Annotated in this window: 33 protein-coding genes; 1 reads left to right on the top strand and 32 read right to left on the bottom strand. The window is 68.6% G+C overall.

The annotated features are described in order from the left end of the window. Position 1: 1 nt before the first annotated feature. The 4 genes from D1J60_RS21065 to D1J60_RS21050 all read right to left on the bottom strand — a co-directional run bounded on the left by D1J60_RS21065 (position 2) and on the right by D1J60_RS21050 (position 3,912). Positions 2-370: a holo-ACP synthase gene (locus tag D1J60_RS21065; protein ID WP_125604279.1), complete on the bottom strand. Its 369-nt coding sequence runs from the start codon at positions 368-370 to the stop codon at positions 2-4. A 14-nt stretch (positions 371-384) separates the two neighbouring features. Next, positions 385-2,247, bottom strand: coding sequence for a glutamine--fructose-6-phosphate transaminase (isomerizing) (gene glmS / locus D1J60_RS21060; RefSeq protein ID WP_125604281.1), 1,863 nt, complete (start codon positions 2,245-2,247; stop codon positions 385-387). A gap of 121 nt (positions 2,248-2,368) precedes the next feature. Beyond that, positions 2,369-3,136: a hypothetical protein gene (locus tag D1J60_RS21055; RefSeq protein ID WP_125822127.1), complete on the bottom strand. Its 768-nt coding sequence runs from the start codon at positions 3,134-3,136 to the stop codon at positions 2,369-2,371. Next, entirely contained in the window at positions 3,133-3,912 is a 780-nt protein-coding gene (locus D1J60_RS21050) for a hypothetical protein (protein ID WP_125822126.1), read from the bottom strand. The genes D1J60_RS21055 and D1J60_RS21050 overlap by 4 nt, the downstream gene beginning before the upstream one ends. Before the next feature lie 279 nt (positions 3,913-4,191). On the opposite strand from D1J60_RS21050, the gene coaA reads away from it, so the two are divergent. After that, positions 4,192-5,211 (top strand): type I pantothenate kinase, encoded by a 1,020-nt coding sequence (gene coaA, locus D1J60_RS21045; protein ID WP_125822125.1) that lies wholly within the window; start codon positions 4,192-4,194, stop codon positions 5,209-5,211. 122 nt (positions 5,212-5,333) lie between these two features. Here the strand turns inward: coaA and glmM are convergent, their stop codons facing one another. The 28 genes from glmM to rplP form a co-directional block, all read right to left on the bottom strand. After that, positions 5,334-6,692, bottom strand: coding sequence for a phosphoglucosamine mutase (gene glmM / locus D1J60_RS21040; protein ID WP_125594700.1), 1,359 nt, complete (start codon positions 6,690-6,692; stop codon positions 5,334-5,336). Positions 6,693-6,828: 136 nt separating this feature from the next. Continuing rightward, positions 6,829-7,344: a 30S ribosomal protein S9 gene (gene rpsI / locus D1J60_RS21035; RefSeq protein WP_045945298.1), complete on the bottom strand. Its 516-nt coding sequence runs from the start codon at positions 7,342-7,344 to the stop codon at positions 6,829-6,831. Between the two features lie 42 nt (positions 7,345-7,386). Beyond that, entirely contained in the window at positions 7,387-7,830 is a 444-nt protein-coding gene (rplM, locus tag D1J60_RS21030; RefSeq protein ID WP_125594701.1) for a 50S ribosomal protein L13, read from the bottom strand. Positions 7,831-8,066: 236 nt separating this feature from the next. Further along, positions 8,067-9,323 carry a glycosyltransferase family 87 protein gene (locus D1J60_RS21025; protein ID WP_241253344.1) on the bottom strand — a complete coding sequence of 419 codons (1,257 nt, stop codon included), beginning with the start codon at positions 9,321-9,323 and terminating at the stop codon, positions 8,067-8,069. A 38-nt stretch (positions 9,324-9,361) separates the two neighbouring features. After that, positions 9,362-10,981 (bottom strand): ATP-binding cassette domain-containing protein, encoded by a 1,620-nt coding sequence (locus tag D1J60_RS21020; RefSeq protein WP_125822123.1) that lies wholly within the window; start codon positions 10,979-10,981, stop codon positions 9,362-9,364. 69 nt (positions 10,982-11,050) lie between these two features. Next, positions 11,051-11,914, bottom strand: a complete 864-nt coding sequence (gene truA, locus D1J60_RS21015; RefSeq protein WP_125594704.1) for a tRNA pseudouridine(38-40) synthase TruA — start codon at positions 11,912-11,914, stop codon at positions 11,051-11,053. A gap of 102 nt (positions 11,915-12,016) precedes the next feature. Then, the gene (gene rplQ / locus D1J60_RS21010) at positions 12,017-12,493 is read right to left on the bottom strand and encodes a 50S ribosomal protein L17 (protein WP_007265921.1); all 477 of its coding nucleotides are present in this window, start codon (positions 12,491-12,493) and stop codon (positions 12,017-12,019) included. Positions 12,494-12,599: 106 nt separating this feature from the next. Further along, positions 12,600-13,622, bottom strand: coding sequence for a DNA-directed RNA polymerase subunit alpha (locus D1J60_RS21005; RefSeq protein WP_007265920.1), 1,023 nt, complete (start codon positions 13,620-13,622; stop codon positions 12,600-12,602). A gap of 137 nt (positions 13,623-13,759) precedes the next feature. Further along, a complete protein-coding gene (rpsK, locus tag D1J60_RS21000; RefSeq protein ID WP_003956432.1) occupies positions 13,760-14,164 on the bottom strand; it encodes a 30S ribosomal protein S11 in 405 nt (134 codons plus the stop codon). Positions 14,165-14,218: 54 nt separating this feature from the next. After that, positions 14,219-14,599: a 30S ribosomal protein S13 gene (rpsM, locus tag D1J60_RS20995; protein WP_007265919.1), complete on the bottom strand. Its 381-nt coding sequence runs from the start codon at positions 14,597-14,599 to the stop codon at positions 14,219-14,221. 196 nt (positions 14,600-14,795) lie between these two features. After that, entirely contained in the window at positions 14,796-14,909 is a 114-nt protein-coding gene (gene rpmJ / locus D1J60_RS20990; RefSeq protein ID WP_003956441.1) for a 50S ribosomal protein L36, read from the bottom strand. A 73-nt stretch (positions 14,910-14,982) separates the two neighbouring features. After that, positions 14,983-15,204, bottom strand: coding sequence for a translation initiation factor IF-1 (gene infA / locus D1J60_RS20985; protein ID WP_003956442.1), 222 nt, complete (start codon positions 15,202-15,204; stop codon positions 14,983-14,985). 150 nt (positions 15,205-15,354) lie between these two features. Next, a complete protein-coding gene (gene map / locus D1J60_RS20980; RefSeq protein ID WP_125594705.1) occupies positions 15,355-16,206 on the bottom strand; it encodes a type I methionyl aminopeptidase in 852 nt (283 codons plus the stop codon). A 101-nt stretch (positions 16,207-16,307) separates the two neighbouring features. Beyond that, positions 16,308-16,955 (bottom strand): adenylate kinase, encoded by a 648-nt coding sequence (locus tag D1J60_RS20975; RefSeq protein WP_125594706.1) that lies wholly within the window; start codon positions 16,953-16,955, stop codon positions 16,308-16,310. Beyond that, on the bottom strand, positions 16,955-18,268 hold the full coding sequence (gene secY / locus D1J60_RS20970; RefSeq protein ID WP_125594707.1) for a preprotein translocase subunit SecY: 1,314 nt from the start codon (positions 18,266-18,268) through the stop codon (positions 16,955-16,957). Before secY ends, D1J60_RS20975 begins: the two co-directional genes overlap by 1 nt. A 188-nt stretch (positions 18,269-18,456) precedes the next feature. Continuing rightward, complete coding sequence (rplO, locus tag D1J60_RS20965) at positions 18,457-18,912, bottom strand: 50S ribosomal protein L15 (protein WP_079429304.1); 456 nt, start codon at positions 18,910-18,912, stop codon at positions 18,457-18,459. Between the two features lie 2 nt (positions 18,913-18,914). After that, positions 18,915-19,097 carry a 50S ribosomal protein L30 gene (rpmD, locus tag D1J60_RS20960; protein ID WP_005313525.1) on the bottom strand — a complete coding sequence of 61 codons (183 nt, stop codon included), beginning with the start codon at positions 19,095-19,097 and terminating at the stop codon, positions 18,915-18,917. Next, positions 19,097-19,699 (bottom strand): 30S ribosomal protein S5, encoded by a 603-nt coding sequence (gene rpsE, locus D1J60_RS20955; RefSeq protein ID WP_007265914.1) that lies wholly within the window; start codon positions 19,697-19,699, stop codon positions 19,097-19,099. The genes rpmD and rpsE overlap by 1 nt, the downstream gene beginning before the upstream one ends. A gap of 45 nt (positions 19,700-19,744) precedes the next feature. After that, positions 19,745-20,128, bottom strand: coding sequence for a 50S ribosomal protein L18 (gene rplR, locus D1J60_RS20950; protein ID WP_007265913.1), 384 nt, complete (start codon positions 20,126-20,128; stop codon positions 19,745-19,747). A gap of 2 nt (positions 20,129-20,130) precedes the next feature. After that, positions 20,131-20,670, bottom strand: a complete 540-nt coding sequence (gene rplF, locus D1J60_RS20945; protein ID WP_007265912.1) for a 50S ribosomal protein L6 — start codon at positions 20,668-20,670, stop codon at positions 20,131-20,133. A gap of 20 nt (positions 20,671-20,690) precedes the next feature. Next, entirely contained in the window at positions 20,691-21,089 is a 399-nt protein-coding gene (gene rpsH / locus D1J60_RS20940; protein ID WP_007265911.1) for a 30S ribosomal protein S8, read from the bottom strand. A 224-nt stretch (positions 21,090-21,313) separates the two neighbouring features. Then, a complete protein-coding gene (locus D1J60_RS20930; protein ID WP_003956452.1) occupies positions 21,314-21,499 on the bottom strand; it encodes a type Z 30S ribosomal protein S14 in 186 nt (61 codons plus the stop codon). Positions 21,500-21,504: 5 nt separating this feature from the next. Then, positions 21,505-22,056 carry a 50S ribosomal protein L5 gene (gene rplE / locus D1J60_RS20925; protein ID WP_030298216.1) on the bottom strand — a complete coding sequence of 184 codons (552 nt, stop codon included), beginning with the start codon at positions 22,054-22,056 and terminating at the stop codon, positions 21,505-21,507. Further along, complete coding sequence (rplX, locus tag D1J60_RS20920) at positions 22,056-22,367, bottom strand: 50S ribosomal protein L24 (RefSeq protein WP_007265909.1); 312 nt, start codon at positions 22,365-22,367, stop codon at positions 22,056-22,058. Before rplX ends, rplE begins: the two co-directional genes overlap by 1 nt. Before the next feature lie 2 nt (positions 22,368-22,369). Beyond that, complete coding sequence (rplN, locus tag D1J60_RS20915) at positions 22,370-22,738, bottom strand: 50S ribosomal protein L14 (protein WP_003956455.1); 369 nt, start codon at positions 22,736-22,738, stop codon at positions 22,370-22,372. 98 nt (positions 22,739-22,836) lie between these two features. Continuing rightward, on the bottom strand, positions 22,837-23,118 hold the full coding sequence (rpsQ, locus tag D1J60_RS20910) for a 30S ribosomal protein S17 (RefSeq protein WP_007265908.1): 282 nt from the start codon (positions 23,116-23,118) through the stop codon (positions 22,837-22,839). Then, complete coding sequence (rpmC, locus tag D1J60_RS20905) at positions 23,118-23,342, bottom strand: 50S ribosomal protein L29 (protein ID WP_007265907.1); 225 nt, start codon at positions 23,340-23,342, stop codon at positions 23,118-23,120. The genes rpsQ and rpmC overlap by 1 nt, the downstream gene beginning before the upstream one ends. After that, positions 23,342-23,761 (bottom strand): 50S ribosomal protein L16, encoded by a 420-nt coding sequence (rplP, locus tag D1J60_RS20900; RefSeq protein ID WP_007265906.1) that lies wholly within the window; start codon positions 23,759-23,761, stop codon positions 23,342-23,344. Before rplP ends, rpmC begins: the two co-directional genes overlap by 1 nt. Positions 23,762-23,764: the final 3 nt, after the last annotated feature.

Here is a 23,764-nt window from a genome sequence, read left to right as displayed (position 1 = left end):
ACTAACCTTCGGCGATCACCACCGCCGACGCGACGCCGGCGTCGTGGCTGAGGGAGATGTGCCAGGACTTCACCCCGAGCGCCCGCGCCCGTGCCTCGACCGTGCCGGACACCCGCAGCCGGGGCTGTCCGGTGTCCTCGACGTACACCTCGGCGTCGGTCCACAGCAGCCCGGCGGGCGCGCCCAGCGCCTTGGCCAGGGCTTCCTTGGCCGCGAACCGGGCGGCGAGCGAGGCGGTACCGCGCCGCTCGCCGCTCGGCAGCGTCAGTTCGGATTCGAGGAAGAGACGCCGAGCCATCTGCGGCGTCCGCTCCAGTGCCGCGCCGAACCGCTCGATCTCGGCAACGTCGATCCCCACACCGACAATCACAACGACAACCCCAACTACTCCACCGTCACGGACTTCGCGAGGTTACGCGGCTGGTCCACCTCGTTGCCCCGCGCGGTCGCCAGTTCGCACGCGAACACCTGGAGCGGCACCGTCGCCACCAGCGGCTGGAGCAGCGTCGGCGTCGCCGGGATCCGGATCAGGTGGTCCGCGTACGGGACCACGGCCTCGTCTCCCTCCTCCGCGATCACGATGGTCCGTGCCCCGCGCGCCCGGATCTCCTGGATGTTCGAGACGATCTTGTCGTGCAGGACCGAGCGCCCGCGCGGCGAAGGTACGACGACCACCACCGGCAGGTCCTTCTCGATCAGCGCGATCGGCCCGTGCTTGAGCTCGCCCGCCGCGAAGCCCTCGGCGTGCATGTACGCCAGCTCCTTGAGCTTGAGCGCGCCCTCCAGTGCCACCGGGTAGCCGACGTGGCGGCCGAGGAAGAGCACGGTGTCCTTGTCGGCGAGGGAGCGCGCCAGGGCCCGTACCGGCTCCATCGTCTCCAGCACCGTGTCCACCGCGGCGGCGATGTCCGACAGTTCCCGGACCACCGCCCGGATCTCGTCGCCCCACTTCGTGCCCCGCACCTGCCCGAGGTAGAGCGCGACGAGGTAGCAGGCGACCAGTTGCGTCAGGAACGCCTTCGTGGAGGCGACGGCCACCTCCGGACCGGCGTGCGTGTACAGCACGGCGTCCGATTCGCGGGGGATGGTCGAGCCGTTCGTGTTGCAGACGGCCAGCACCCTGGCGCCCTGCTCGCGCGCGTGCCGCAGCGCCATCAGGGTGTCCATGGTCTCGCCGGACTGCGAGATCGCGATCACCAGCGTCCGCTGGTCGAGGATCGGGTCGCGGTAGCGGAACTCGCTGGCCAGCTCCGTCTCGCACGGGATGCGGGTCCAGTGCTCGATGGCCAGCTTCGCGATCATGCCCGCGTGGTAGGCCGTACCGCAGGCCACGATCACGACCTTGTCGACCTCCCGGAGCACCGAGGCGGGGATGCGCACCTCGTCCAGCGTCAGCAGGCCGCTCGCGTCGATCCTGCCCAGCAGCGTGTCGGCGACGGCCTTCGGCTGCTCGGCGATCTCCTTGAGCATGAAGTAGTCATAGCCCCCCTTCTCGGCCGCCGAGGCGTCCCAGTCCACGTGGTACGCCCGCACGGTCGCGGGCGCACCGTCGAAGCCGGTCACCGTGACCCCGTCGCGGCGGAGTTCGACGACCTGGTCCTGCCCCAGCTCGATCGCGGACCGGGTGTGGGCGATGAACGCGGCCACGTCCGAGGCGAGGAAGTTCTCACCCTCTCCAACGCCCACCACCAGGGGGGAGTTCCGGCGCGCGCCGACCACCACCTCCGGCTCGTCGGCGTGCACCGCGACCAGGGTGAAGGCGCCCTCCAGCCGCCGGCACACCTGCCGCATCGCCTCCGCGAGGCCCGCTCCCCCGGCGCCGCCGGCCGCCTCGAAGCGCTCGGCCAGCAGGTGCGCCACCACCTCGGTGTCCGTCTCGGACTCCAGCCGGTGGCCGCGTTCGGCGAGTTCGGCGCGCAGCGCGGCGAAGTTCTCGATGATGCCGTTGTGCACGACCGCCACCCGGCCGGAGTTGTCCAGGTGGGGGTGGGCGTTGACGTCGGTGGGCCCGCCGTGGGTCGCCCACCGGGTGTGCCCGAGGCCCGTGGAGCCGGCCGGCAGGGGCCGACTGACCAGTTCCTTCTCCAGGTTGACGAGTTTCCCGGCCTTCTTGACGTTGGCGAGCGCCCCGTCGGCGAGCACGGCGACCCCGGCCGAGTCGTAGCCGCGGTACTCCAGCCGCTTCAGTCCGGCGATGACCACATCGAGCGCAGACTGCGCCCCTACGTAACCCACAATTCCGCACATAGGCGGCAGCGTACGCCGTGGCCGCCCGTCTGCCCCGTACCCGAACAAGACGAAAACCCCGCCCCGGCGAATCCACCGGAGCGGGGTTGACGATGTTTTCGAGCCGATCGTTCGAAGGCTCTCAGCCCAGCTTGACCAGCTGTGCCTCGACCACCGGAGCCGCGAGCTCCGCCTCGCCGGAGGTCCGGCCCGCCACGAGGTTCGCGAGCGTACCGCCCTTGCGCACCACCACGAGCTCGGTGGCGTGGTGCTCGCCGTCCTGCTCGGTCTCCACCGTGTAGCCGACCGCCTCGTCGCCGCCGTGCGCGGCGTGCGGGACGACCCGCGTCACCTTGACGGTCTCCCCGCCGACCGTCGCGGAGTAGCCGTCCGTGCAGGCCTCGCCCGCGGCCCGTACCTCGGCGAAGTGCCGGACGGCCGCGTTCCCCGCGTACGAACCGAGGGTCACCACCGTCACGGTGGAGCTGGCCGCGTCCTGGGCGGCCGCCCGCTTCTGCCGTTCCGTGGCGTCGTGCGGCAGCGGCGCCGGTACGGCGACCACCGACGCCTTGGCCCAGCCGGTCCGGCCCGTCGGCAGGAAACCGGCGGCCGCGAAGGCCAGCTCCCGGCACTCCGGCCGGTCCACGCCCACCAGGGGGCTGTCCGCCCCCTCGGGGCTGACCCTGTGGTCCACCAGGTCGCCCTGCGCCACGATCAGCCGGGCCGGGGGCTCCTGCGCCCTCCCCTTCGAGGCGTGGTCGGCCGCGTCGGCGGGCAGCTCCGCCGGGACGATCTCCACCACCATGCCGGGCCGGGCGGTCCCGCAGCCGGTGGCCAGCAGGGCCAGCGTCAGACCGGAGACCGCCCACGCTCCCCGTGCGGCCGCGCGCCGCGCGCGGACGCCTCTCATCCGAGCTTCTTGACCTGCGCCTCCACGACCGCCTTCGGCTGGGCGGCCGCACCCGTCAGGTTCATCGCGTAGAAGGTGGCCAGGGTGCTGCCCTTGCGCACGACCACGAACTGCATCGTGGCCTTGGCGCCGTCCTTCAGGTCCATCACGGTGTTGTAGGCCAGGGCCTCGTCACCGCCCGTGACGGCGGCGGAGGGGGCGACCTTCTCGATCCTGGTCTTCTCGGCGTCCTGGGTGACCGTGTAGCCGGCCGCGCAGGCCGTGCTCGCGGTCTTCAGCGCGCCGAAGGCCTCCTCGGCGCCCTTGCCGTCGTACGAGGCGAGGCCCACCGAGGTGCGGGTGACGGCCAGGCCGCCCTTGAGCGCGTCGAGCTTGTCGTCCAGGCTCGCGCCCTCGGACGGCTTCTTCTGCTTCTCCGTCGCGGCGATCGTCGCGGTGCCGGCCGGCTTGCCGACCGGGACCAGGGTCTGGAGCTGGACCAGCGGGTTGCACTCGGCCTTGTCGGCGGTGGCGTTCGCCCCGGCGGCGGCCTTCGCCGCCGCGTCCGCCTCGACCTTGTGCTCGGGCAGGTCGGCCTGGGCGACCAGCAGCGGCGCCAGCTCGGCGGCGGACTTCCCCTTGGCCGCGGCGGCCGCGGGGGCGGACTGCTGCGGGCCCGCCTTGGCGTCGTCCTTCTTGCCCGAGTCACCGGAGCCGGAGCCGCAGGCGGTGGCCAGCAGGCTCAGGGAGACGGCCGTAGCGGTCAGGACGGCATGACGGACGAACGCGGTACGCACGAAGGATCTCCCCCAGGAAACGAACGCCGTCAGGGCGCAGGTCGGCGCCACGGCGACGAACAATGTACGGCGTCCGATCGATCACGCGAACGGGTTTTCGGATGATCCCGCCGAATCGTGATGCGCACGAGACCGGCCGGGCCTCCGATCGGTACGCACGCGTGCACCACCCCGCCGCGACCCCGACCGACCCCCGCCAACCCCTGTTTTCCCCGCCGCCACCCGCCACGTGACCGACCCCACCACCCACGAGGGCCCCGGAGCCCCGACAATGGCGGTGTGATCACCTCGCCGACGCGTTGTACACCGGACCGCGCAACGGAGCGCCCGGGTCCCCGCCGGGCCCAGGACCCGTCTCCGTACGTCGACCTCACCCGGGCCGAGTGGAGCGCCCTGCGCGAGCGGACCCCGCTGCCCCTGACCGCGGAGGAGGTGGAGCGGCTGCGGGGCCTGGGCGACGTCATCGACCTCGACGAGGTGCGGGACGTGTACCTGCCGCTGTCCCGCCTGCTGAACCTGTACGTCGGCGCCACCAGCAACCTCCGCGGCACCCTGAACACCTTCCTCGGCGACGCCGGCAACGGCCACGGCGCCCAGCAGGGCACCCCCTTCGTCATAGGGGTCGCCGGCTCCGTCGCCGTCGGCAAGTCCACCGTGGCCCGTCTGCTCCAGGCCCTCCTGGCCCGCTGGCCCGAGCACCCCCGCGTCGAGCTGGTCACCACGGACGGCTTCCTGTACCCGATGAAGGAGCTCCAGCGGCGGGGCCTGACCTCCCGCAAGGGCTTCCCGGAGTCCTACGACCGCCGGGCGCTGACCCGCTTCGTCGCCGACATCAAGGCGGGCAAGGACGAGGTGACGGCCCCGGTCTACTCGCACCTGATCTACGACATCGTGCCGGGCGAGCAGCTCGTCGTACGCCGCCCGGACATCCTGATCGTCGAGGGGCTGAACGTCCTGCAGCCCGCGCTGCCGGGCAAGGACGGCCGTACCCGCGTCGGTCTCGCCGACTACTTCGACTTCAGCGTGTACGTGGACGCGCGCCCCGAGGACATCGAGCGCTGGTACCTCAACCGGTTCCGGAAGCTGCGCGAGACCGCGTTCCAGAATCCTTTCTCCTACTTCCGCAAGTACACCCAGGTCTCCGAGGAGGAGGCCCTGGAGTACGCGCAGACCATGTGGCGGACCATCAACAAGCCCAACCTGCTGGAGAACGTGGCCCCCACCCGCGGCCGCGCCACCCTCGTCGTGCGCAAGGGACCCGACCACAAGGTGCAGAAGCTGAGCCTGCGCAAGCTGTAGCACCGGGAGCGGCCGCTGCCGAACCTGCTCGGGTGGAAACCGCTCGGGTGGAAACCGCTGTGGCGCACCCGGCACGCGCGGATGATCCGCCCGCCGGGTGCGCCACGGGGCAGCGGGGACCGCTAGCCGAGCGCCGACTTCACGGCGTCCGCGAGCCGCCCGGCGATCGTGCGGGCCTGCTCGATGTCGGCGGCCTCCACCATCACCCGGACGAGGGGCTCGGTACCGGAGGACCGCAGCAGCACCCGGCCGGTGGAGCCCAGCTCGCGCTCGGCGTCGGTGACGGCCACGGCCAGCTCGGCCGAGGTGGCGACGCGGGACTTGTCCACGTCCGGGACGTTGATCAGGATCTGCGGCAGCCGCTGCATGACCCCGGCCAGCTCGGCCAGCGTGCGGCCGGTGGCCGCGACGCGCGCCGCCAGCATCAGGCCGGTCAGGGTGCCGTCGCCGGTCGTCGCGTGGTCGAGGATGATCACGTGGCCGGACTGCTCGCCGCCCAGGGCGTAGCCGTGCTCCTTCATGGCCTCCAGGACGTACCGGTCGCCGACGCCGGTCTGCACGACCTGGATGCCCTCGGCCTCCATGGCGAGCTTGAAGCCCAGGTTGGACATGACGGTGCCGACCACGGTGTTCCCGCGCAGCTGTCCGGCCTCGCGCATGGCCAGCGCCAGGACGGCGAGGATCTGGTCGCCGTCGATCTCGGCGCCGTTGCCGTCCACCGCCAGGCAGCGGTCCGCGTCGCCGTCGTGGGCGACGCCGAAGTCGGCGCCGTGCTCGACCACGGCCCGCTTGAGCAGGTCCAGGTGGGTGGAGCCGCAGCCGTCGTTGATGTTCAGGCCGTCGGGCTCGGCGCCGATCGTGACGACCTCCGCGCCGGCCCGGGTGAAGGCCTCCGGCGAGACGTACGCGGCCGCGCCGTGGGCCTCGTCCAGGACGACCTTCAGGCCGTCGAGGCGGTTGGGGAGGACGCCGATGAGGTGGGCGACGTACTTGTCGAAGCCCTCGTCGTAGTCGGACACGCGGCCGACGCCGGCGCCGGTGGGACGCTGCCAGGGCGCGCCCGTGCGGTGCTCCTCGTACACGGACTCGATGCGGTCCTCCAGCTCGTCGGCGAGCTTGTGGCCGCCGCGCGCGAAGAACTTGATGCCGTTGTCGGGCATGGCGTTGTGGCTGGCGGAGAGCATGACGCCGAGGTCGGCACCCAGCGCACCGGTGAGATACGCCACCGCCGGGGTGGGCAGCACACCGACGCGCAGGACGTCCACGCCGGCGCTGGCGAGGCCGGCGACGACCGCGGCCTCCAGGAATTCGCCGGACGCGCGGGGGTCGCGGCCGACGACGGCCGTGGGCCGGTGGCCCTCGAAGGTGCCCGCCTCGGCCAGTACATGTGCGGCCGCCACGGAGAGGCCGAGCGCGAGCTCAGCCGTCAGATCCGCGTTGGCGACGCCTCGTACACCGTCCGTCCCGAAGAGTCGTCCCACTGTTGTCCTCCCGAGTTCAAGCTTCGCTTGGTGACCGCTAGTGACAGTTGTTTGCCGCTTTTGGCGGTAAACGAACCGCCCCGGCAGCACAGAGAGTGCTGCCGGGGCGGTTTCGTTGCTGAACAGCAGGCGCAGATTAACGCTTGCTGTACTGCGGAGCCTTACGGGCCTTCTTGAGACCGGCCTTCTTGCGCTCGACCGCACGGTCGTCGCGGGAGAGGAAGCCGGCCTTCTTCAGCGCCGGGCGGTTGTTGTCCACGTCCGCCTCGTTCAGCGCGCGGGCCACGCCGAGGCGCAGGGCGCCGGCCTGACCGGAGACGCCGCCACCCGAGATGCGGGCGATGACGTCGTAGCGGCCGTCAAGCTCGAGGAGCTTGAAGGGCTCGTTGACTTCCTGCTGGTGCACCTTGTTGGGGAAGTAGTCCTCAAGGGTGCGACCGTTGATCTTCCACTTGCCGGTGCCCGGAACGATCCGGACGCGGGCGATGGCGTTCTTGCGACGGCCCAGGCCGGCGGCCGGCTGGGGGTCACCGAAGCGACCGGCAAGCGACTCGGAGGTGTAGTCGCCCTCGACGACGACGTCCGACTCGGTGGTGTACTCCTCGACGCCCTCGAACTCGTCGACGGGGGTCTCGGCGGTGGTCTCGGCCACGATGCTCCTCAGAATTCTCTACGTCTTAGGGGGTGGCCGGAACTACTGCGCGACCTGGGTGATCTCGAACGGCACCGGCTGCTGGGCAGCGTGCGGGTGCTGGTCGCCCGAGTAGACCTTCAGCTTCGAGAGCATCTGACGGCCCAGGGAGTTCTTCGGGAGCATGCCCTTGACGGCCTTCTCGACGGCCTTCTCCGGGTTGTTCGCCAGCAGGTCGTCGTAGCGCACGGAGCGCAGACCGCCCGGGAAGCCGGAGTGGCGGTAGGCCATCTTCTGGGAGGCCTTGTTGCCGGACAGGTGAACCTTGTCGGCGTTGATGATGATGACGAAGTCGCCCATGTCCATGTGGGGGGCGTAAGTCGGCTTGTGCTTGCCCTTGAGGAGGGCAGCGGCCTGGGTCGCCAGACGGCCGAGGACGACGTCCTGGGCGTCAATGACGAGCCACTGGCGCGAGATGTCGCCGGGCTTGGGGCTGAACGTACGCACGCGTATGCCTTCGCTTCTTCAGTGGTGGGTCATCCCATAGGGCCTAAGCCCCGCGGGAAGGGTCCTGACAGGGTCACCACGGACGATCACGACAGCCCTCGTTCACATCGGGGACGCACCCGAGTGAAAACCGCTGGTCATCGGTCCGGTGGACCGGCGTAAGGCCCTTTCACGTGAGAATGAGAAAGCCAATACGCATAACAAACCAGCAGGATACCCAAGCAGACCCGTACGGGTCAAAACGCGGTCCGCGATGCCGATTCTGCTGGCGTCGCGGCGCACTCCGGTTCGGTCCTGGGTGGGGACCCCGCAGTTGTTACGGGCTCCAGAATAACCCGACCGGAGAGCAGTGCACGACGCACCAGCAGACCCGACAGCCCGCACAGGGTCGCCATGTCCTTGAAGGCACGCCGCTTTCCGGCCAGCTCGTCCGGCCACGGGACCAGCGCCGCCTGCGGTGCGAGGGCCAGCCAGAACCAGGGCGAGCGGGGCACCGAGCCCGCCCGCACCCCCGACGCGAGCAGCAGCGGCAGCACCACCAGCAGGTAGTGGTCGAAGGAGGGCCGCGAGACCAGGAATGCGGCGAGCATCACCCCGCAGGCCGTCTCCACGAGCCTCAGCTCACCCCCGTCACCCTCGGGATCCGGCCGCCGCCAGCGGGTCCGCGCCGCCCACAGCCCGGCCCCGGCCCCCGCGAAGGCCAACGCCACCGCCACCGGCTGCGGCACCCCCAGCCGCGGCAGCACCGCGATCGGCGAGGCGTCCCAGGGCAGCGCGTAGGCGTCCTGCCCCTGGAAGAGGAACGGCAGCGTCTTGGTGAAGAACAGCGACGGGCTCGGCATCACCAGCGCCCCCGCCAGCGACGCACCCAGCGGCACCAGCACCGCCACCGCCAGCCCCCGCCACCGCTGGGCCAGCAGGAACAGCACCCCGACCGGCACCAGCATCGGCTTGCAGGCGATGGCCAGCCCCACCACCAGCCCGGCCGCCCCCCACCTCCCCCGGTGCGCGAGCAGCAGCGCCCAGGGCAGCGCGGCCGCCGAGACCGCCGTCCAGTTCCCGATCAGCACCAGGTTCGCGTACGGCTTGTAGGCCAGCGCCAGCACCGCGAACCCGCCCACCGCCAGCCGCGAGCGCAGCGGCACCGAGAACAGCCTCAGCGCCGCCAGCCAGCCCGCGCCCAGCAGCCCCGTCATCCCCGCCGGCAGCAGCCAGCGCAGCACCTCCCGCGGCAGCAGCGCCTCGGGCACCGCCACCAGCACCGCGCTGGGCAGGTACAGGAACCGCTTGTCCTCGTACGGCGAGCCGCCGTCCAGCAGCGTCCGCGCGGCCTTGACCACGAAGGCGTTGTCGGAGCCCCAGTTCGCCCGCAGGCTCGTGGACACCGCCAGGAACACCAGGACCCCGGCCGACACCACCCGCCACGGCCGGGGCGCCGGCCCGAGCAGCCACGCGGTCACCCGCACCGCCGTGGACGGCTGCCGCCACCGCATGAGCCAGATGCTCGGCCGCAGCCCCACGGCACTCCCCCTCAGCGCTTGCGCTCGACCCGCCGTTCGTCCCAGACGGGTTCCTGAGTCTCCCTCACGACACCGTCCGAACCGAAGACCAGGTAGCGGTCGAAGCTCCGGGCGAACCAGCGGTCGTGCGTCACGCAGAGCACGGTCCCCTCGTACGACTCCAGACCGTCCTGCAGGGCCTCCGCCGACTCCAGGTCGAGGTTGTCCGTCGGCTCGTCCAGCAGCAGCGCCGTCGTACCGGCCAGCTCCAGCAGCAGGATCTGGAAACGCGCCTGCTGGCCGCCCGAGAGCTTCTCGAACTTCTGCTCGCCCTGGCGCTCCAGCTCGTACCGGCGCAGCACCGCCATGGCCGCGCCCAGCGGCTTCGCCGCCTCCGTCCACAGGATGTCGACGAGCGTGCGCCCGAACAGCTCCGGGTGCGCGTGCGTCTGCGCGAAATGGCCGGGCAGCACCCGCGCGCCCAGCTTCCAGTCACCGGTGTGCTTGACGTCCTCGCCCGCCAGCAGCCGCAGGAAGTGCGACTTCCCGGAACCGTTCGAGCCGAGCACCGCGACCCGCTCGCCGTAGAAGACCTCCAGCGAGAACGGCTTCATCAGGCCGGTCAGCTCCAGGTTCTCCACGGTCAAAGCGCGCACGCCCGTCCGGCCGCCCTTGAGCCGCATCCTGATCTCCTGCTCGCGCGGCGGCTCCGGCGGCGGCCCGGCCTCCTCGAACTTCTGGAAGCGGGTCTGCATCGCCCGGTACCGCGAGGCCATGTCCGGGCTGCTCGCGGCCTGGTTCCGCAGCCGCAGGACCAGGGCCTTCAGACGGGCGTGCTCCTCGTCCCAGCGCCGCTTGAGCTCCTCGAAGCGGGCGAAGCGCTCCTTGCGGGCCTGGTGGTACGTGTCGAAGCCCGCGCCGTGCACCCAGACGTCCGTACCCGTCGGGCTCGGCTCCAGGCTGATGATCTTCTCGGCGGCCCGGGACAGCAGCTCCCGGTCGTGCGACACGAAGAGCACCGTCTTGCGGGTCGCCTTCAGCTGCTCCTCCAGCCACCGCTTGCCCGGGACGTCGAGGTAGTTGTCCGGCTCGTCCAGCAGCAGCACCTCGTCCGGCCCCCGCAGCAGCGCCTCCAGCACCAGCCGCTTCTGCTCACCGCCCGACAGCGTGCGCACCTCGCGGTACTGGGCGCGGTCGAAGGGGATGTCCAGCGCGGCCGTGGTGCACACGTCCCACAGGGTCTCCGCCTCGTAGCCCTGTACGTCGGCCCAGTCGCTGAGCGCCTGCGCGTACGCCATCTGCGCGGCCTCGTCGTCGACCGTGAGGATCAGGTGCTCGGCGTGGTCCACGGCCTTCGCCGCTTCCCGGATCCGCGGCTGCGCCACCGAGACCAGCAGGTCCCGTACGGTCGTCTCGTCCCGGACCGAGCCCACGAACTGGGACATCACCCCCAGGCCGCCGCTGATGGCGACGCCGCCGCCGTGCGGCTGGAGCTCGCCCGAGATCAGCTTGAGCAGGGTGGTCTTGCCGGCGCCGTTCGCGCCCACCAGGGCCACCACCGACCCCTCCCCCACGCGGAAGGAGACGTCGGGGAGCAGGACCCGCCCGTCGGGAAGGTAGTACTCCAGGTGGCTGGCTTCGAGATGTCCCATGCGGGGCATTGTCCCGGTCGGGCGGTGATCCGCCCAACCGGTTTGCGTCCCCCCGGCGGGGCGGAGGGCTCAGCAGCCCCCGCAGCCGCCGCCCGCGCCCGGCAGCGTCCGCATGTTCCGCGCTTCCTTGCTGCGGGCGGCCAGCAGCTCGTCGGCCGGGTAGCCGACCTCTTCCAGGGTCAGCCCGTGCGGCTTGACCACGTGCACCGAGGAGTCCCGTACGGCGGCGGCCAGCACCTGCCCGGGCCACTCGACGGGCCGGTGCCCGTCGCCGACGTGGAGCAGGGCTCCGACCAGCGAGCGGACCATGTTGTGGCAGAACGCGTCCGCGCGGACCGTCGCCGTGATGACGCCGTCCTCCCCGCGCTCCCAGCTGAGCTGCTGGAGGGTGCGGATGGTGGTGGCGCCCTCGCGCTTCTTGCAGTACGCGGCGAAGTCGTGCTCGCCGACGAGCGCGGCCGCGGCCCGGTTCATGGCGTCCACGTCCAGCGGCCACTGGTGCCACAGCACGTGCCCGCGGCGCAGCGGGTCCACGCCCGCCTGGTGGTCGCCGACCCGGTAGGCGTAGCGGCGCCAGATGGCGGAGAAGCGGGCGTTGAAGCCCTCGGGGGCCTCGGCGGCCTTCCACACCCGGATGTCGTGCGGGAGGCGGCCCGCGAGGCGGCGCAGCAGCTTGTCGTGGTGCTCGGCCCACACCTCCTCGGCGAGGTCGAACTGCGCGACCTGCCCGCGGGCGTGCACCCCGGCGTCGGTCCGGCCGGCCACGGTCAGCTCGACGGGCTCCCGCAGCCGCATCACGGTCTGCAGGGCGCTCTCCAGCTCGCCCTGGACGGTCCGCAGCGTGCGCTGCTTCGCCCAGCCGGAGAAGTCCTTGCCGTCGTAGCTCAGGTCCAGCCGTACCCGGACGTGCCCGGGCTCCACCTCGTCACTCACGTGACAGATCCTCTCAGAAGCACAGCAATGCAGAACGGGCCCGCCCCGGGAAGGGGCGGGCCCGTTCAGAGCCGATCAAGCAAGCTCGATCCCGGTACGGGATCAGGCCTCCTTGGTCTCCTCGACGGCCTCGGTCTCGGTGGCCTCGGCCTTGGCCTCCGCCTCCTTGACCGCGCGCTTGGTGGCGGCCTCGGCCTCACCGGTGGCCTGCTGGGCCACGGTCAGGGCCTCGACCAGCTCGATCACGGCCATCGGGGCGTTGTCGCCGCGACGGTTGCCGATCTTGGTGATGCGCGTGTAACCACCGGGGCGGTTCTCGTAGCGCGGGGCGATCTCGGTGAACAGCGTGTGCACGATGCTCTTGTCCGTGATCGTCTGCAGCACCAGGCGACGGTTGTGGATGTCGCCCTTCTTGGCCTTGGTGACCAGACGCTCGGCGTAGGGACGCAGGCGGCGGGCCTTGGCCTCGGTGGTGGTGATGCGGCCGTGCTCGAAGAGCGCCTTCGCGAGGTTCGCGAGGAGGTGCTTCTCGTGCGCGGCGGAGCCGCCCAGGCGGGCACCCTTTGCGGGACGCGGCATTGTTACTCCTTCACATCTGCACCGGCCGTGTCAGGTACCGGTGTCAGTTCCCCCCAGCGGTCGCGAGGGGGTGGGTGCGGGGGGCGCGAGCCCCCCGCAAGCTTGATCAGTACTGCTCGGTCTCGACGAAACCGGCGTCCGCGTCGTCGTCGGCGCCGAAGGCGTCGGCGGCGGCGGTCGGGTCGAATCCGGGCGGGCTGTCCTTGAGGGCCAGGCCCATGCCGGCCAGCTTCGCCTTGACCTCGTCGATCGACTTCGCACCGAAGTTGCGGATGTCGAGCAGGTCGGCCTCGGAGCGGGCGACGAGCTCACCCACGGAGTGGATGCCCTCGCGCTTGAGGCAGTTGTACGACCGAACGGTGAGCTCCAGCTCCTCGATCGGCAGCGCCAGGTCGGCGGCCAGGGCGGCGTCCGTCGGGGACGGGCCCATGTCGATGCCCTCGGCGTCGATGTTGAGCTCGCGGGCCAGACCGAACAGCTCGACCAGGGTCTTGCCGGCGGACGCCATGGCGTCGCGCGGGCGCATGGCCTGCTTGGTCTCGACGTCGACGATCAGCTTGTCGAAGTCGGTGCGCTGCTCGACTCGGGTCGCCTCGACCTTGTAGGTGACCTTGAGGACCGGGCTGTAGATGGAGTCGACCGGGATGCGGCCGATCTCCTGGCCCAGCTGCTTGTTCTGGACGGCGGAGACGTAGCCGCGACCGCGCTCGACGGTCAGCTCCATCTCCAGCTTGCCCTTGCCGTTGAGCGTGGCGAGGACCAGGTCCGGGTTGTGCACCTCGACACCGGCCGGGGGCGCGATGTCGGCAGCGGTGACCAGGCCGGGACCCTGCTTGCGCAGGTACATCACGACCGGCTCGTCGTGCTCCGAGGAGACGACCAGCTGCTTGATGTTGAGGATGATGTCCGTGACGTCTTCCTTGACGCCCGGCACGGTGGTGAACTCGTGCAGGACGCCGTCCACGCGGATGCTGGTGACAGCGGCACCCGGGATGGAGGACAGGAGGGTACGGCGCAGGGAGTTGCCGAGGGTGTAGCCGAAGCCCGGCTCCAGCGGCTCGATCACGAACCGCGAGCGGTACTCGTCGACGACCTCTTCGGTCAGCGAAGGACGCTGAGCGATAAGCATGTCTTTTCCTTCAGTCGTGGACGCCCACTATTTGACGCCCGACGGGTAAAGCCAGGTACAGCAAGGGTACGGGCGGTACGGCCCCCCGAAGGGGTACGTACCGCCCGGACACTCAAAGACGCACGGGCGTCGCTGCGTCAGACGCGGCGGCGCTTCGGCGGGCGGCAGCCGTTGTGCGGGGTGGGGGTGACGTCCTGGATCGAGCCGACCTCGAGGCCGGTGGCCTGGAGGGAGCGGATCGCGGTCTCACGGCCGGAGCCGGGACCCTTGACGAAGACGTCGACCTTGCGCATGCCGTGCTCCTGCGCGCGGCGGGCGGCCGACTCGGCGGCCATCTGCGCGGCGAAGGGGGTGGACTTGCGCGAGCCCTTGAAGCCGACGTGGCCGGCGGAGGCCCAGGAGATCACGTTGCCGGACGGGTCCGTGATCGAGACGATGGTGTTGTTGAACGTGCTCTTGATGTGGGCGTGCCCGTGAGCGACGTTCTTCTTTTCCTTGCGGCGCACCTTCTTGGCAGCGCCCTGACGACCCTTGGGGGGCATCTCTTACTCCTACGGGAGGTGGTCGGTCCTACAGCGCAAGACCGCTGAACAGGACTACTTCTTGCCCGGCTTCTTCTTACCGGCGATCGCGCGACGCGGGCCCTTGCGGGTACGCGCGTTCGTGCTGGTGCGCTGACCGTGCACCGGCAGGCCACGACGGTGGCGGATGCCCTGGTAGCACTGGATCTCGATCTTGCGGCGGATGTCGCCCTGGATCTCGCGGCGGAGGTCACCCTCGGTACGGAGGTTGGCGTCCACGTACTCGCGGATCTTGACGAGGTCCTCTTCGGCCAGGTCACGAACGCGGGTGTTCGGGTTCACGCCGGTGGAGGCGAGGATCTCCTTGGACCGGGTGCGCCCGATACCGAAGACGTAGGTGAGTGCGATCTCCACACGCTTTTCGCGCGGGATGTCAACACCGGAAACGCGTGCCATTCAATGGCTCCTGTGTGTTCGGGGGTCTGCAACAGAACCGCTCCCGACCGCCGACCACCCTTGTGGGCAGTGGTACGTCCGGGTCCCCGGCCCCCGCCGGAGGTGCCGCCGGCCCCTGAGGGCTGGGCGGGTTCTGCTTATGTACGTTTTCTTACGTCGCGCGAAGAACTGCGTAGTGCAGGTCGGTCGGCGTGCGTCAGCCCTGGCGCTGCTTGTGGCGCAGGTTGTCGCAGATGACCATGACCCGACCGTGACGGCGGATCACCTTGCACTTGTCGCAGATCTTCTTGACGCTCGGCTTGACCTTCATGTTGGTGAGGTTCTCCGGGTCAGTGCCACCACCCGCACCGGGACGGATGCCCAGGCAGGAGTGAGGACAAGATCTACTTGTATCGGTAGACGATCCGGCCACGCGTCAGGTCGTACGGAGACAGCTCCACAACGACCCGGTCATCGGGAAGGATGCGGATGTAGTGCATACGCATCTTGCCGCTGATGTGCGCGAGGACCTTGTGACCGTTCTGGAGTTCCACCTTGAACATGGCGTTCGGGAGGGACTCGATCACGGTGCCCTCGATCTCGATGGCACCTTGCTTCTTGGCCACGCTTCGCCTTTCGAATCGGCTACCTTGATCGGCTCCGCACCCCATGCAGGGCATGGAAATGCACGTGAGCCGACGAGTCAGTCTACGTCAGGGCACCCAGAAAGACGAATCCGGAAAGTTTGCCCACGAGTCTAGATCATTAAGCGGGGACTACCCGAGGGGGTCCGGGGCCGTCGTGACCCCGTACTCGGCCAGCTTCGCCTTGCCGCAGTCCGGGCTGGTCAGGACGATCGGACCGGCCTCGGTCAGGGCGACCGAGTGCTCCCAGTGCGAGGACCAGGTGCCGTCCGTGGTGATGACCGTCCAGTCGTCCGCCAGTACCTCCGTCTGGGCGGTGCCCAGGGAGACCATCGGCTCGATCGCCAGGCACAGGCCCGGCACCAGCTTGATGCCCTTGCCCCGCTTGCGCGAGACGTAGTTCAGCAGGTGCGGGTCCATGTGCATCTCGGAACCGATGCCGTGGCCGCCGTAGTCCTCGATGATCCCGAACTTGCCCAGGCTGTGCTCACCGGTCGACGGCCGCGGCTGGCGCTTGATGTAGCCCTCGATCGCCTTCGAGATGTCCACCAGGCGGTTGCCGGCCTTCATGGCCGCGATGCCGGCCCACATCGACTCCTCGGTGACGCGGGACAGCTCGACCAGCTCCGGAGCGTGACCCGTGCCCACGAAGGCCGTGTACGCCGCGTCGCCGTGCCAGCCGTCCACGATCGCGCCGGCGTCGATGGAGATGACGTCGCCGTCCTTCAGGACCGTCTTGTCGTCCGGGATGCCGTGGACGACGACCTCGTTCACCGAGGTGCAGATGGTCGCGGGGAAACCGCCGTACCCGAGGAAGTTCGACTTCGCGCCGGCGTCGGCGATCACCTTCCGGGCCACCATGTCCAGGTCCCGCGTCGTGGCGCCCGGCACGGCCGCCTCACGGGTCGCCGCGTGGATCGCGGCGACGACCAGCCCTGCCTCCCGCATCTTCGCGATCTGCTCGGGGGTCTTCAGCTGAACCATGAACGGGGACCTTCCACCTTCGAAAACGGGTCTTCATCAACAGTAAGGCCGCGATGCCCGAGGGACACCGCGGCCGTACTGTCGGTCACGAACTGGAGTGACTACTTCTTGAGGGCGTCCATGGCCCGCTTGGTGATCTCGTGCACCTCACCGAGGGCGGAGATGGTCACCAGCAGACCCTGGGCCTTGTAGTAGTCGATGATCGGCTCGGTCTGCGTGTGGTAGACCTCAAGCCGGTTGCGGACCGTGGCCTCGGAGTCGTCGTCGCGCTGGTACAGCTCGCCCCCGCACTTGTCGCAGACGCCCTCGACCTTCGGCGCCGCGTAGATCACGTGGAAGACGTGCGAGGAGTCCTTGCGGCAGATGCGCCGGCCGGCGATCCGCTTGACGACCTCGTCCTCCTCGACCTCCAGGTCGAGGACAGCGTCGAGCTTCATGCCCGCTTCCACGAGCATCGCGTCGAGCGCCTCGGCCTGGGCGACGTTGCGCGGGAAGCCGTCGAGCAGGAAGCCGCCCTTGGCGTCCGGCTGCTGCATCCGGTCCTTGGCCATGCCGATGGTGATCTCGTCCGGGACGAGCTCGCCGGCGTCCATGTACGCCTTCGCGCGGCGGCCCAGCTCGGTGCCCTGGCTGATGTTGGCGCGGAAGAGGTCGCCCGTGGAGATGTGCGGGATCGACAGGTTCTTGGCGAGGAACGCGGCCTGCGTTCCCTTGCCCGCCCCGGGGGGTCCGACGAGGACGATTCGCATCAGCGGAGGAACCCTTCGTAGTTGCGCTGCTGGAGCTGGCTCTCGATCTGCTTCACGGTTTCCAGACCCACACCCACGATGATGAGGATGCTCGTCCCGCCGAACGGGAAGTTCTGGTTCGCTCCGAAGCCCGCCAACGCCATTGTCGGCACGAGAGCGATCAGACCCAGGTACAGCGACCCCGGCCAAGTGATCCGGTTGAGTACGTAGCTCAGGTACTCGGCGGTAGGCCGGCCGGCGCGGATGCCCGGGATGAACCCACCATACTTCTTCATGTTGTCCGCAACTTCCTCGGGGTTGAACGAGATCGCCACGTAGAAGAACGCGAAGAAAACGATCAGGAGGAAGTAGGCGGCGATGTAGTACGGGTGGTCGCCCTTGACGAAGTGCTTCTGGATCCAGGTCGCCCAGCCCGCCGTCGAGCCGCTGAACTGCACGATCAGCGCGGGGATGTACAGCAGCGACGAGGCGAAGATGACCGGGATGACACCGGCCTGGTTCACCTTGAGCGGGATGTAGGTGGACGTACCGCCGTAGGCCCGGCGGCCGATCATGCGCTTCGCGTACTGGACCGGGATCCGGCGCTGCGCCTGTTCGACGAAGACCACCAGGGCCACCATCGCGAGACCCACGAGGATGACGACCGCGAACTCCACCCAGCCATCAGCGATCTTGCCCTGGAGCTTGATGGTCCACAGGGCGCCGACGAAGCCGGCCGCGATCGAGATGAACATCAGGATGGACATGCCGTTGCCGATGCCGCGGTCGGTGATCAGCTCACCGAGCCACATGACGACACAGGTACCGGCGGTCATGGTGATCACCATCGTGATGGTGGTGAAGATCGAGTGGTTCGGGACGATCTCGCGAGCGACCGGGCAGGTGCCGAAGAGGGCGCCGGTACGCGCGGTGGCGACCAGGCCGGTGCCCTGGAGGATCGCGAGCGCGACCGTCAGATAGCGCGTGTACTGAGTGATCTTCGCCGTGCCGGACTGGCCCTCTTTCTTGAGGTTCTCCAGCTTCGGGATGACCACGGTCAGCAGCTGCAGGATGATGCTCGCCGTGATGTAGGGCATGATGCCGAGCGCGAAGATCGTGATCTGCAGCAGCGCACCGCCGCTGAACATGTTGACCAGACCGAAGAGGCTGTTGCTGCTCCCCATCTGGTCCACGCAGATCTGGACGTTCTTGTAGCTCACGCCGGGTACCGGGATGTGGGACCCGAGCCGATACAGCACGATGATGCCGAGTGTGAAGAGCAGCTTCTTGCGCAGGTCGGGCGTCTTGAACGCCCGGGCGAACGCGGTGAGCACGGTGCCTCCTGCGACCCCCGCGCTACTGCGTCAGAGGTGACGGTCTGAAGGATCGACGAATACGTACAAGCAAAGGTGCACGCCACCTTACCGGCGAGTGCACCCCCCGTGGAACGACCAACCGGGGATGCCCCATATGTGAGGCATCCCCGGTCGGGTTTCTAGCTATTTGTCACAAGAGTTTCGTCTTAGACGAGCTCGGTGACGGTGCCGCCGGCGGCGGCAATCTTCTCCTTGGCGGAGGCGGAGACGGCGTCAACCGCAACCGTCAGCGCCACGGAGATCTCGCCCTGGCCCAGGACCTTGACGAGGCTGTTCTTGCGAACCGCGCCCTTGGCGACCAGGTCGGCCACCGTGACCTCTCCACCCTCGGGGTAGAGGGCACCGAGCTTGTCCAGGTTGACGACCTGGAACTCGGTGCGGAACGGGTTCTTGAAGCCCTTCAGCTTCGGCAGGCGCATGTGGAGGGGCATCTGCCCACCCTCGAAGCGCTGCGGAACCTGGTAGCGGGCCTTCGTACCCTTGGTACCACGACCAGCCGTCTTACCCTTCGACGCCTCACCGCGACCCACACGGGTCTTCGCGGTCTTGGCACCGGGGGCCGGACGGAGGTTGTGAGCCTTCAGCGGGCTGTTCTCAGCCATGATTAGTCAACCTCCTCAACCGTCACGAGGTGGCGGACGGTGTGCACCATGCCGCGGAACTCGGGGCGGTCCTCCTTGACGACCACGTCGTTCAGGCGCTTGAGCCCGAGCGAACGGAGGGTGTCGCGGTGGTTCTGCTTGCTGCCGATGTACGACTTCGTCTGCGTGATCTTGAGGCGGGCCATCAGACACCCGCCCCAGCGCGCGCACGAAGCAGGGCCGCGGGGGCGACGTCCTCGAGCGGCAGACCACGGCGAGCCGCGATCTCCTCGGGACGCTGCAGGCCCTTCAGGGCCTCCACGGTCGCGTGCACGATGTTGATCGCGTTGTCGGAGCCGAGCGACTTCGACAGGATGTCGTGAACGCCGGCGCACTCCAGAACGGCGCGCACCGGGCCACCGGCGATAACACCGGTACCGGGGGAAGCAGGCTTCAGCAGGACAACGCCGGCCGCCTTCTCGCCCTGGATCGGGTGCGGGATGGTGCCCTGGATGCGGGGAACCTTGAAGAAGTTCTTCTTGGCTTCCTCGACGCCCTTGGCGATGGCCGCGGGAACTTCCTTGGCCTTGCCGTAACCGACACCTACGGTGCCGTCACCGTCACCCACCACGACGAGCGCGGTGAAGCTGAAGCGACGACCACCCTTGACAACCTTGGCGACACGGTTGATCGCGACAACGCGCTCAACGTAAGCGGTCTTCTCGGCGGCAGCGCCACCGTCGCGACCCTTCCGGTCCCGCCGCTCGCCGCCACCGGCACCGCTGCCGCGGCGCTGGGGTCCAGCCATTGGATTACCTCTCTCTGTTACGTCCGTGAGTCCCGGAACCGGGGCTTAGAACTTCAGCCCGGCTTCGCGGGCGGCGTCAGCCAGAGCGGCAATGCGCCCGGCGTATCGGTTGCCACCGCGGTCAAAGACGACGGTCTCGACACCCGCGGCCTTGGCACGCTCGGCGACGAGCGCGCCGACGGCCTGGGCCTGGGAGCTCTTGTCGCCCTCGCCACCGCGGATCGAAGCGTCCAGGGTCGACGCCGACGCAAGGGTGTGACCCTTGAGGTCGTCGATGACCTGAGCAACGATGTTGCGGTTCGAACGCGTCACGACGAGGCGCGGACGCTCCGCCGTACCCGAGACGTTCTTGCGGATGCGGATGTGGCGGCGAGCCTTGGCAGCGCGCTTGTACGCGTCGCCCTTGGCGATCTTCACACCGTATGCCATGGCTACTTACCAGCCTTTCCGACCTTGCGGCGGATGACCTCGCCGGCGTACTTGACACCCTTGGCCTTGTACGGGTCGGGCTTCCGCAGCTTGCGGATGTTGGCGGCGACCTCGCCGACCTTCTGCTTGTCGATGCCCTCGACCGAGAACTTGGTCGGGGACTCGACCTTGAACGAGATGCCGTCGGGCGCCGTGACCAGGATCGGGTGGCTGTAGCCGAGCTGGAACTCCAGGTCGGAGCCCTTCGCGGCCACGCGGTAACCGACACCGCTGATCTCGAGGGCCTTGGCGTATCCCTGGGTCACGCCGGTGATCATGTTCGCCACCAGCGTGCGGGACAGGCCGTGCAGGGCCTTGTTCTGACGCTCGTCGTTCGGGCGGGTGACGTTCAGAACGCCGTCCTCACCCTTGACGATCTCGATCGGCGCGGCGACGGTGTGGGTGAGCAGACCCTTGGGGCCCTTCACCGCAACCGTGCGGCCATCGATGGTGACGTCCACACCGGCGGGAACCTGGATGGGGAGCTTGCCGATTCGCGACATTGCTTTTCCTCCGTTCCCGACTACCAGACGTAGGCGAGGACTTCCCCACCTACGCCCTTCTTGCCTGCCTGCTGGCCGGTCAGGAGACCGTGCGACGTGGAGATGATCGCCACGCCCAGGCCACCGAGGACCTTCGGCAGGTTGGTGGACTTCGCGTACACGCGCAGACCGGGCTTCGAGATCCGCTTGATGCCCGCGATGGAGCGCTCACGGTTCGGCCCGAACTTCAGCTCGAGGACGAGGTTCTTGCCGACCTCGGCGTCCTCGACCTTCCAGCCGGTGATGAAACCCTCCTGCTTGAGGATCTCCGCGATGTGCGACTTGATCTTGCTGTGCGGCATCACGACGGTGTCGTGGTACGCCGAGTTAGCGTTACGCAGACGCGTGAGCATGTCTGCGATCGGGTCAGTCATGGTCATGAAGTGGCCTTCGGCCTCTCTCGCCGGGGTTTCCTGTATGCGCCATCCCTCTCCCCGCTCAGAGGCGGGACGGGTGCGGTGCGGGGACCTACGGCGTAGTAAGTCGTTATGGGCGGCGGACGCCCAACCACACAAGCCTAAGGCATGCGCGGCCGGGCATCCGCCGACCAGATGCTTACCGAGAGTCTCTGGAACTTCCCCAAGTCCTTACGGACCGGGAGGAGTTACCAGGAGCTCTTGGTCACGCCCGGCAGCTCGCCACGGTGAGCCATCTCACGAAGGCACACGCGGCACAGGCCGAACTTGCGGTACACGGAGTGGGGGCGACCGCAGCGCTGGCAGCGGGTGTACGCACGCACACCGAACTTGGGCTTGCGGGCAGCCTTCGCGATGAGAGCCTTCTTCGCCATCTCGCTTACGCCTCCTTGAAGGGGAAGCCGAGGTGACGAAGGAGCGCGCGGCCCTCGTCGTCGTTGGTCGCCGTGGTGACCACGGTGATGTCCATACCCCGGGTACGGTCGATCTTGTCCTGGTCGATCTCGTGGAACATGACCTGCTCCGTGAGACCGAAGGTGTAGTTGCCACGGCCGTCGAACTGCTTCGGCGACAGACCGCGGAAGTCACGGATACGCGGCAGCGCGAGCGACAGCGTACGGTCCAGGAACTCCCACATGCGGTCACCACGGAGGGTGACGTGGCAGCCGATCGGCTGACCCTCGCGCAGCTTGAACTGCGCGATGGACTTGCGGGCCTTCGTGACGGCCGGCTTCTGGCCGGTGATCGTCGTCAGGTCGCGGATGGCACCGTCGATCAGCTTCGAGTCACGGGCGGCGTCGCCGACACCCATGTTCACGACGATCTTGACGAGGCCGGGGATCTGCATGACGTTCTCGTAGGAGAACTCCTCACGCAGCTTGCCCGCGATGTCCTCGCGGTACTTCGTCTTCAGACGCGGAGTGGTAGCCATCAGATGTCCTCACCCGTGCGCTTGGCAACGCGGATCTTGTTGCCCTCGTCGTCGAAGCGGAAACCGACGCGGGTGACGACCTTCTTGCCGTCCTTCTCCACAACCAGCTGAACGTTGCTGACGTGGACCGGGGCCTCGGTGATCACGATGCCACCGGCCTGGTTCTGGCCAGCCTTGGTGTGCTTCTTGACCCGGTTGACACCCTCGACGAGGACGCGGGACTCGGTCGGGAAGGCCGCGATGACCTTGCCCTGCTTGCCCTTGTCCTTACCGGTGATGACCTGGACCAGGTCGCCCTTCTTGATCTTCATGCTTACAGCACCTCCGGCGCGAGCGAGATGATCTTCATGAACTTCTTCTCGCGCAGCTCACGGCCCACGGGGCCGAAGATACGGGTGCCGCGAGGGTCGCCGTCGTTCTTCAGAATGACGGCGGCGTTCTCGTCGAAGCGGATGTACGAGCCGTCCTGGCGGCGGCGCTCCTTGACGGTGCGAACGATGACCGCCTTGACGACGTCACCCTTCTTCACGTTGCCACCGGGGATCGCATCCTTGACGGTGGCGACGATGACGTCACCGATGCCCGCGTAGCGGCGACCGGAGCCACCGAGAACACGGATGCAAAGGATCTCCTTGGCACCAGTGTTGTCGGCGACACGCAGTCGCGACTCCTGCTGGATCACGTCTATCTCCTGTTTGTCTGCCGGTTCCCGGCCGGGGCTTCACAGAAGCCCCGGCCGAGCCTGGCGGAACGAACCTGAAGGGTTACCCCTTCAAGTGATTACTTGGCCTTCTCGAGGATCTCGACGATGCGCCAGCGCTTGGTCGCCGACAGCGGACGCGTCTCCATGATGAGGACGCGGTCGCCGACGCCGGCAGCGTTCTGCTCGTCGTGCGCCTTGAGCTTGTTCGTACGGCGGATGACCTTGCCGTACAGCGCGTGCTTCACACGGTCCTCGACGGCGACGACGACGGTCTTGTCCATCTTGTCGCTGACGACCAGACCCTCACGGGTCTTGCGGAAACCGCGCTCGGTCTTCTCAGTCACGTTGTTCTCGCTCATCAGGCGTTCTCCACCGTCTCGATACCGAGCTCACGCTCGTGCATCAGGGTGTAGATGCGAGCGATGTCCTTACGGACGGACTTGAGCCGGCCGTTGTTCTCCAGCTGGCCGGTGGCCGCCTGGAAACGGAGCTTGAACAGCTCCTCCTTGGCCTCGCGCAGCTTGGCAACGAGCTCCTCGTTGCCGAGCTCGCGGAGCTCGGACGCCTTGGTTCCCGTCGCCATCACGACTCACCTGCCTCGCGCTTGACGATGCGGCACTTCATCGGCAGCTTGTGGGCCGCACGAGTGAGAGCCTCACGCGCAATCTTTTCGTTCGGGTAGGACAGCTCGAACATGACCCGGCCCGGGTGCACGTTCGCGATCCACCACTCCGGGGAACCCTTACCGGAACCCATGCGGGTCTCGGCAGGCTTCTTCGTCAGCGGGCGGTCCGGGTAGATGTTGATCCAGACCTTGCCGCCACGCTTGATGTGGCGGGTCATCGCGATACGAGCCGCCTCGATCTGGCGGTTCGTCACGTAGGCGGGGGTGAGCGCCTGGATGCCGTACTCGCCGAACGAGACCTCAGTACCGCCCTTGGCCATACCGCTGCGCTTCGGGTGGTGCTGCTTGCGGTGCTTGACCCTACGAGGGATCAGCATGTC

This window comes from Streptomyces sp. W1SF4 (genome assembly GCF_003950035.1).
Taxonomy (GTDB): domain Bacteria; phylum Actinomycetota; class Actinomycetes; order Streptomycetales; family Streptomycetaceae; genus Streptomyces; species Streptomyces racemochromogenes.
This window is presented reverse-complemented; position numbering and strand designations above follow the sequence as displayed.

Excerpts from the sequence above, each read along its gene's own strand:
- rplR (WP_007265913.1), bottom strand. The coding sequence starts at position 20,128 with ATGGCATACGGTGTGAAGATCGCCAAGGGCGACGCGTACAAGCGCGCT.
- map (WP_125594705.1), bottom strand. The coding sequence starts at position 16,206 with ATGGTTCAGCTGAAGACCCCCGAGCAGATCGCGAAGATGCGGGAGGCA.
- rplF (WP_007265912.1), bottom strand. The coding sequence starts at position 20,670 with ATGTCGCGAATCGGCAAGCTCCCCATCCAGGTTCCCGCCGGTGTGGAC.
- rpsE (WP_007265914.1), bottom strand. The coding sequence starts at position 19,699 with ATGGCTGGACCCCAGCGCCGCGGCAGCGGTGCCGGTGGCGGCGAGCGG.
- rpsQ (WP_007265908.1), bottom strand. The coding sequence starts at position 23,118 with ATGAGCGAGAACAACGTGACTGAGAAGACCGAGCGCGGTTTCCGCAAG.
- rplO (WP_079429304.1), bottom strand. The coding sequence starts at position 18,912 with ATGGCTGAGAACAGCCCGCTGAAGGCTCACAACCTCCGTCCGGCCCCC.
- rplE (WP_030298216.1), bottom strand. The coding sequence starts at position 22,056 with ATGGCTACCACTCCGCGTCTGAAGACGAAGTACCGCGAGGACATCGCG.
- rplX (WP_007265909.1), bottom strand. The coding sequence starts at position 22,367 with ATGAAGATCAAGAAGGGCGACCTGGTCCAGGTCATCACCGGTAAGGAC.
- rpmC (WP_007265907.1), bottom strand. The coding sequence starts at position 23,342 with ATGGCGACGGGAACCAAGGCGTCCGAGCTCCGCGAGCTCGGCAACGAG.
- D1J60_RS21055 (WP_125822127.1), bottom strand. The coding sequence starts at position 3,136 with ATGAGAGGCGTCCGCGCGCGGCGCGCGGCCGCACGGGGAGCGTGGGCG.
- rpmJ (WP_003956441.1), bottom strand. The coding sequence starts at position 14,909 with ATGAAGGTCAAGCCGAGCGTCAAGAAGATCTGCGACAAGTGCAAGGTG.
- rplP (WP_007265906.1), bottom strand. The coding sequence starts at position 23,761 with ATGCTGATCCCTCGTAGGGTCAAGCACCGCAAGCAGCACCACCCGAAG.
- rpsH (WP_007265911.1), bottom strand. The coding sequence starts at position 21,089 with ATGACCATGACTGACCCGATCGCAGACATGCTCACGCGTCTGCGTAAC.
- rpsK (WP_003956432.1), bottom strand. The coding sequence starts at position 14,164 with ATGCCCCCCAAGGGTCGTCAGGGCGCTGCCAAGAAGGTGCGCCGCAAG.
- D1J60_RS20930 (WP_003956452.1), bottom strand. The coding sequence starts at position 21,499 with ATGGCGAAGAAGGCTCTCATCGCGAAGGCTGCCCGCAAGCCCAAGTTC.
- D1J60_RS20975 (WP_125594706.1), bottom strand. The coding sequence starts at position 16,955 with ATGCGAATCGTCCTCGTCGGACCCCCCGGGGCGGGCAAGGGAACGCAG.
- rpmD (WP_005313525.1), bottom strand. The coding sequence starts at position 19,097 with ATGGCCCGCCTCAAGATCACGCAGACGAAGTCGTACATCGGCAGCAAG.
- glmS (WP_125604281.1), bottom strand. The coding sequence starts at position 2,247 with ATGTGCGGAATTGTGGGTTACGTAGGGGCGCAGTCTGCGCTCGATGTG.
- rplQ (WP_007265921.1), bottom strand. The coding sequence starts at position 12,493 with ATGCCGCGTCCCGCAAAGGGTGCCCGCCTGGGCGGCTCCGCCGCGCAC.
- rpsM (WP_007265919.1), bottom strand. The coding sequence starts at position 14,599 with ATGGCACGCGTTTCCGGTGTTGACATCCCGCGCGAAAAGCGTGTGGAG.
- D1J60_RS21005 (WP_007265920.1), bottom strand. The coding sequence starts at position 13,622 with ATGCTTATCGCTCAGCGTCCTTCGCTGACCGAAGAGGTCGTCGACGAG.
- D1J60_RS21025 (WP_241253344.1), bottom strand. The coding sequence starts at position 9,323 with ATGCGGTGGCGGCAGCCGTCCACGGCGGTGCGGGTGACCGCGTGGCTG.
- D1J60_RS21020 (WP_125822123.1), bottom strand. The coding sequence starts at position 10,981 with ATGGGACATCTCGAAGCCAGCCACCTGGAGTACTACCTTCCCGACGGG.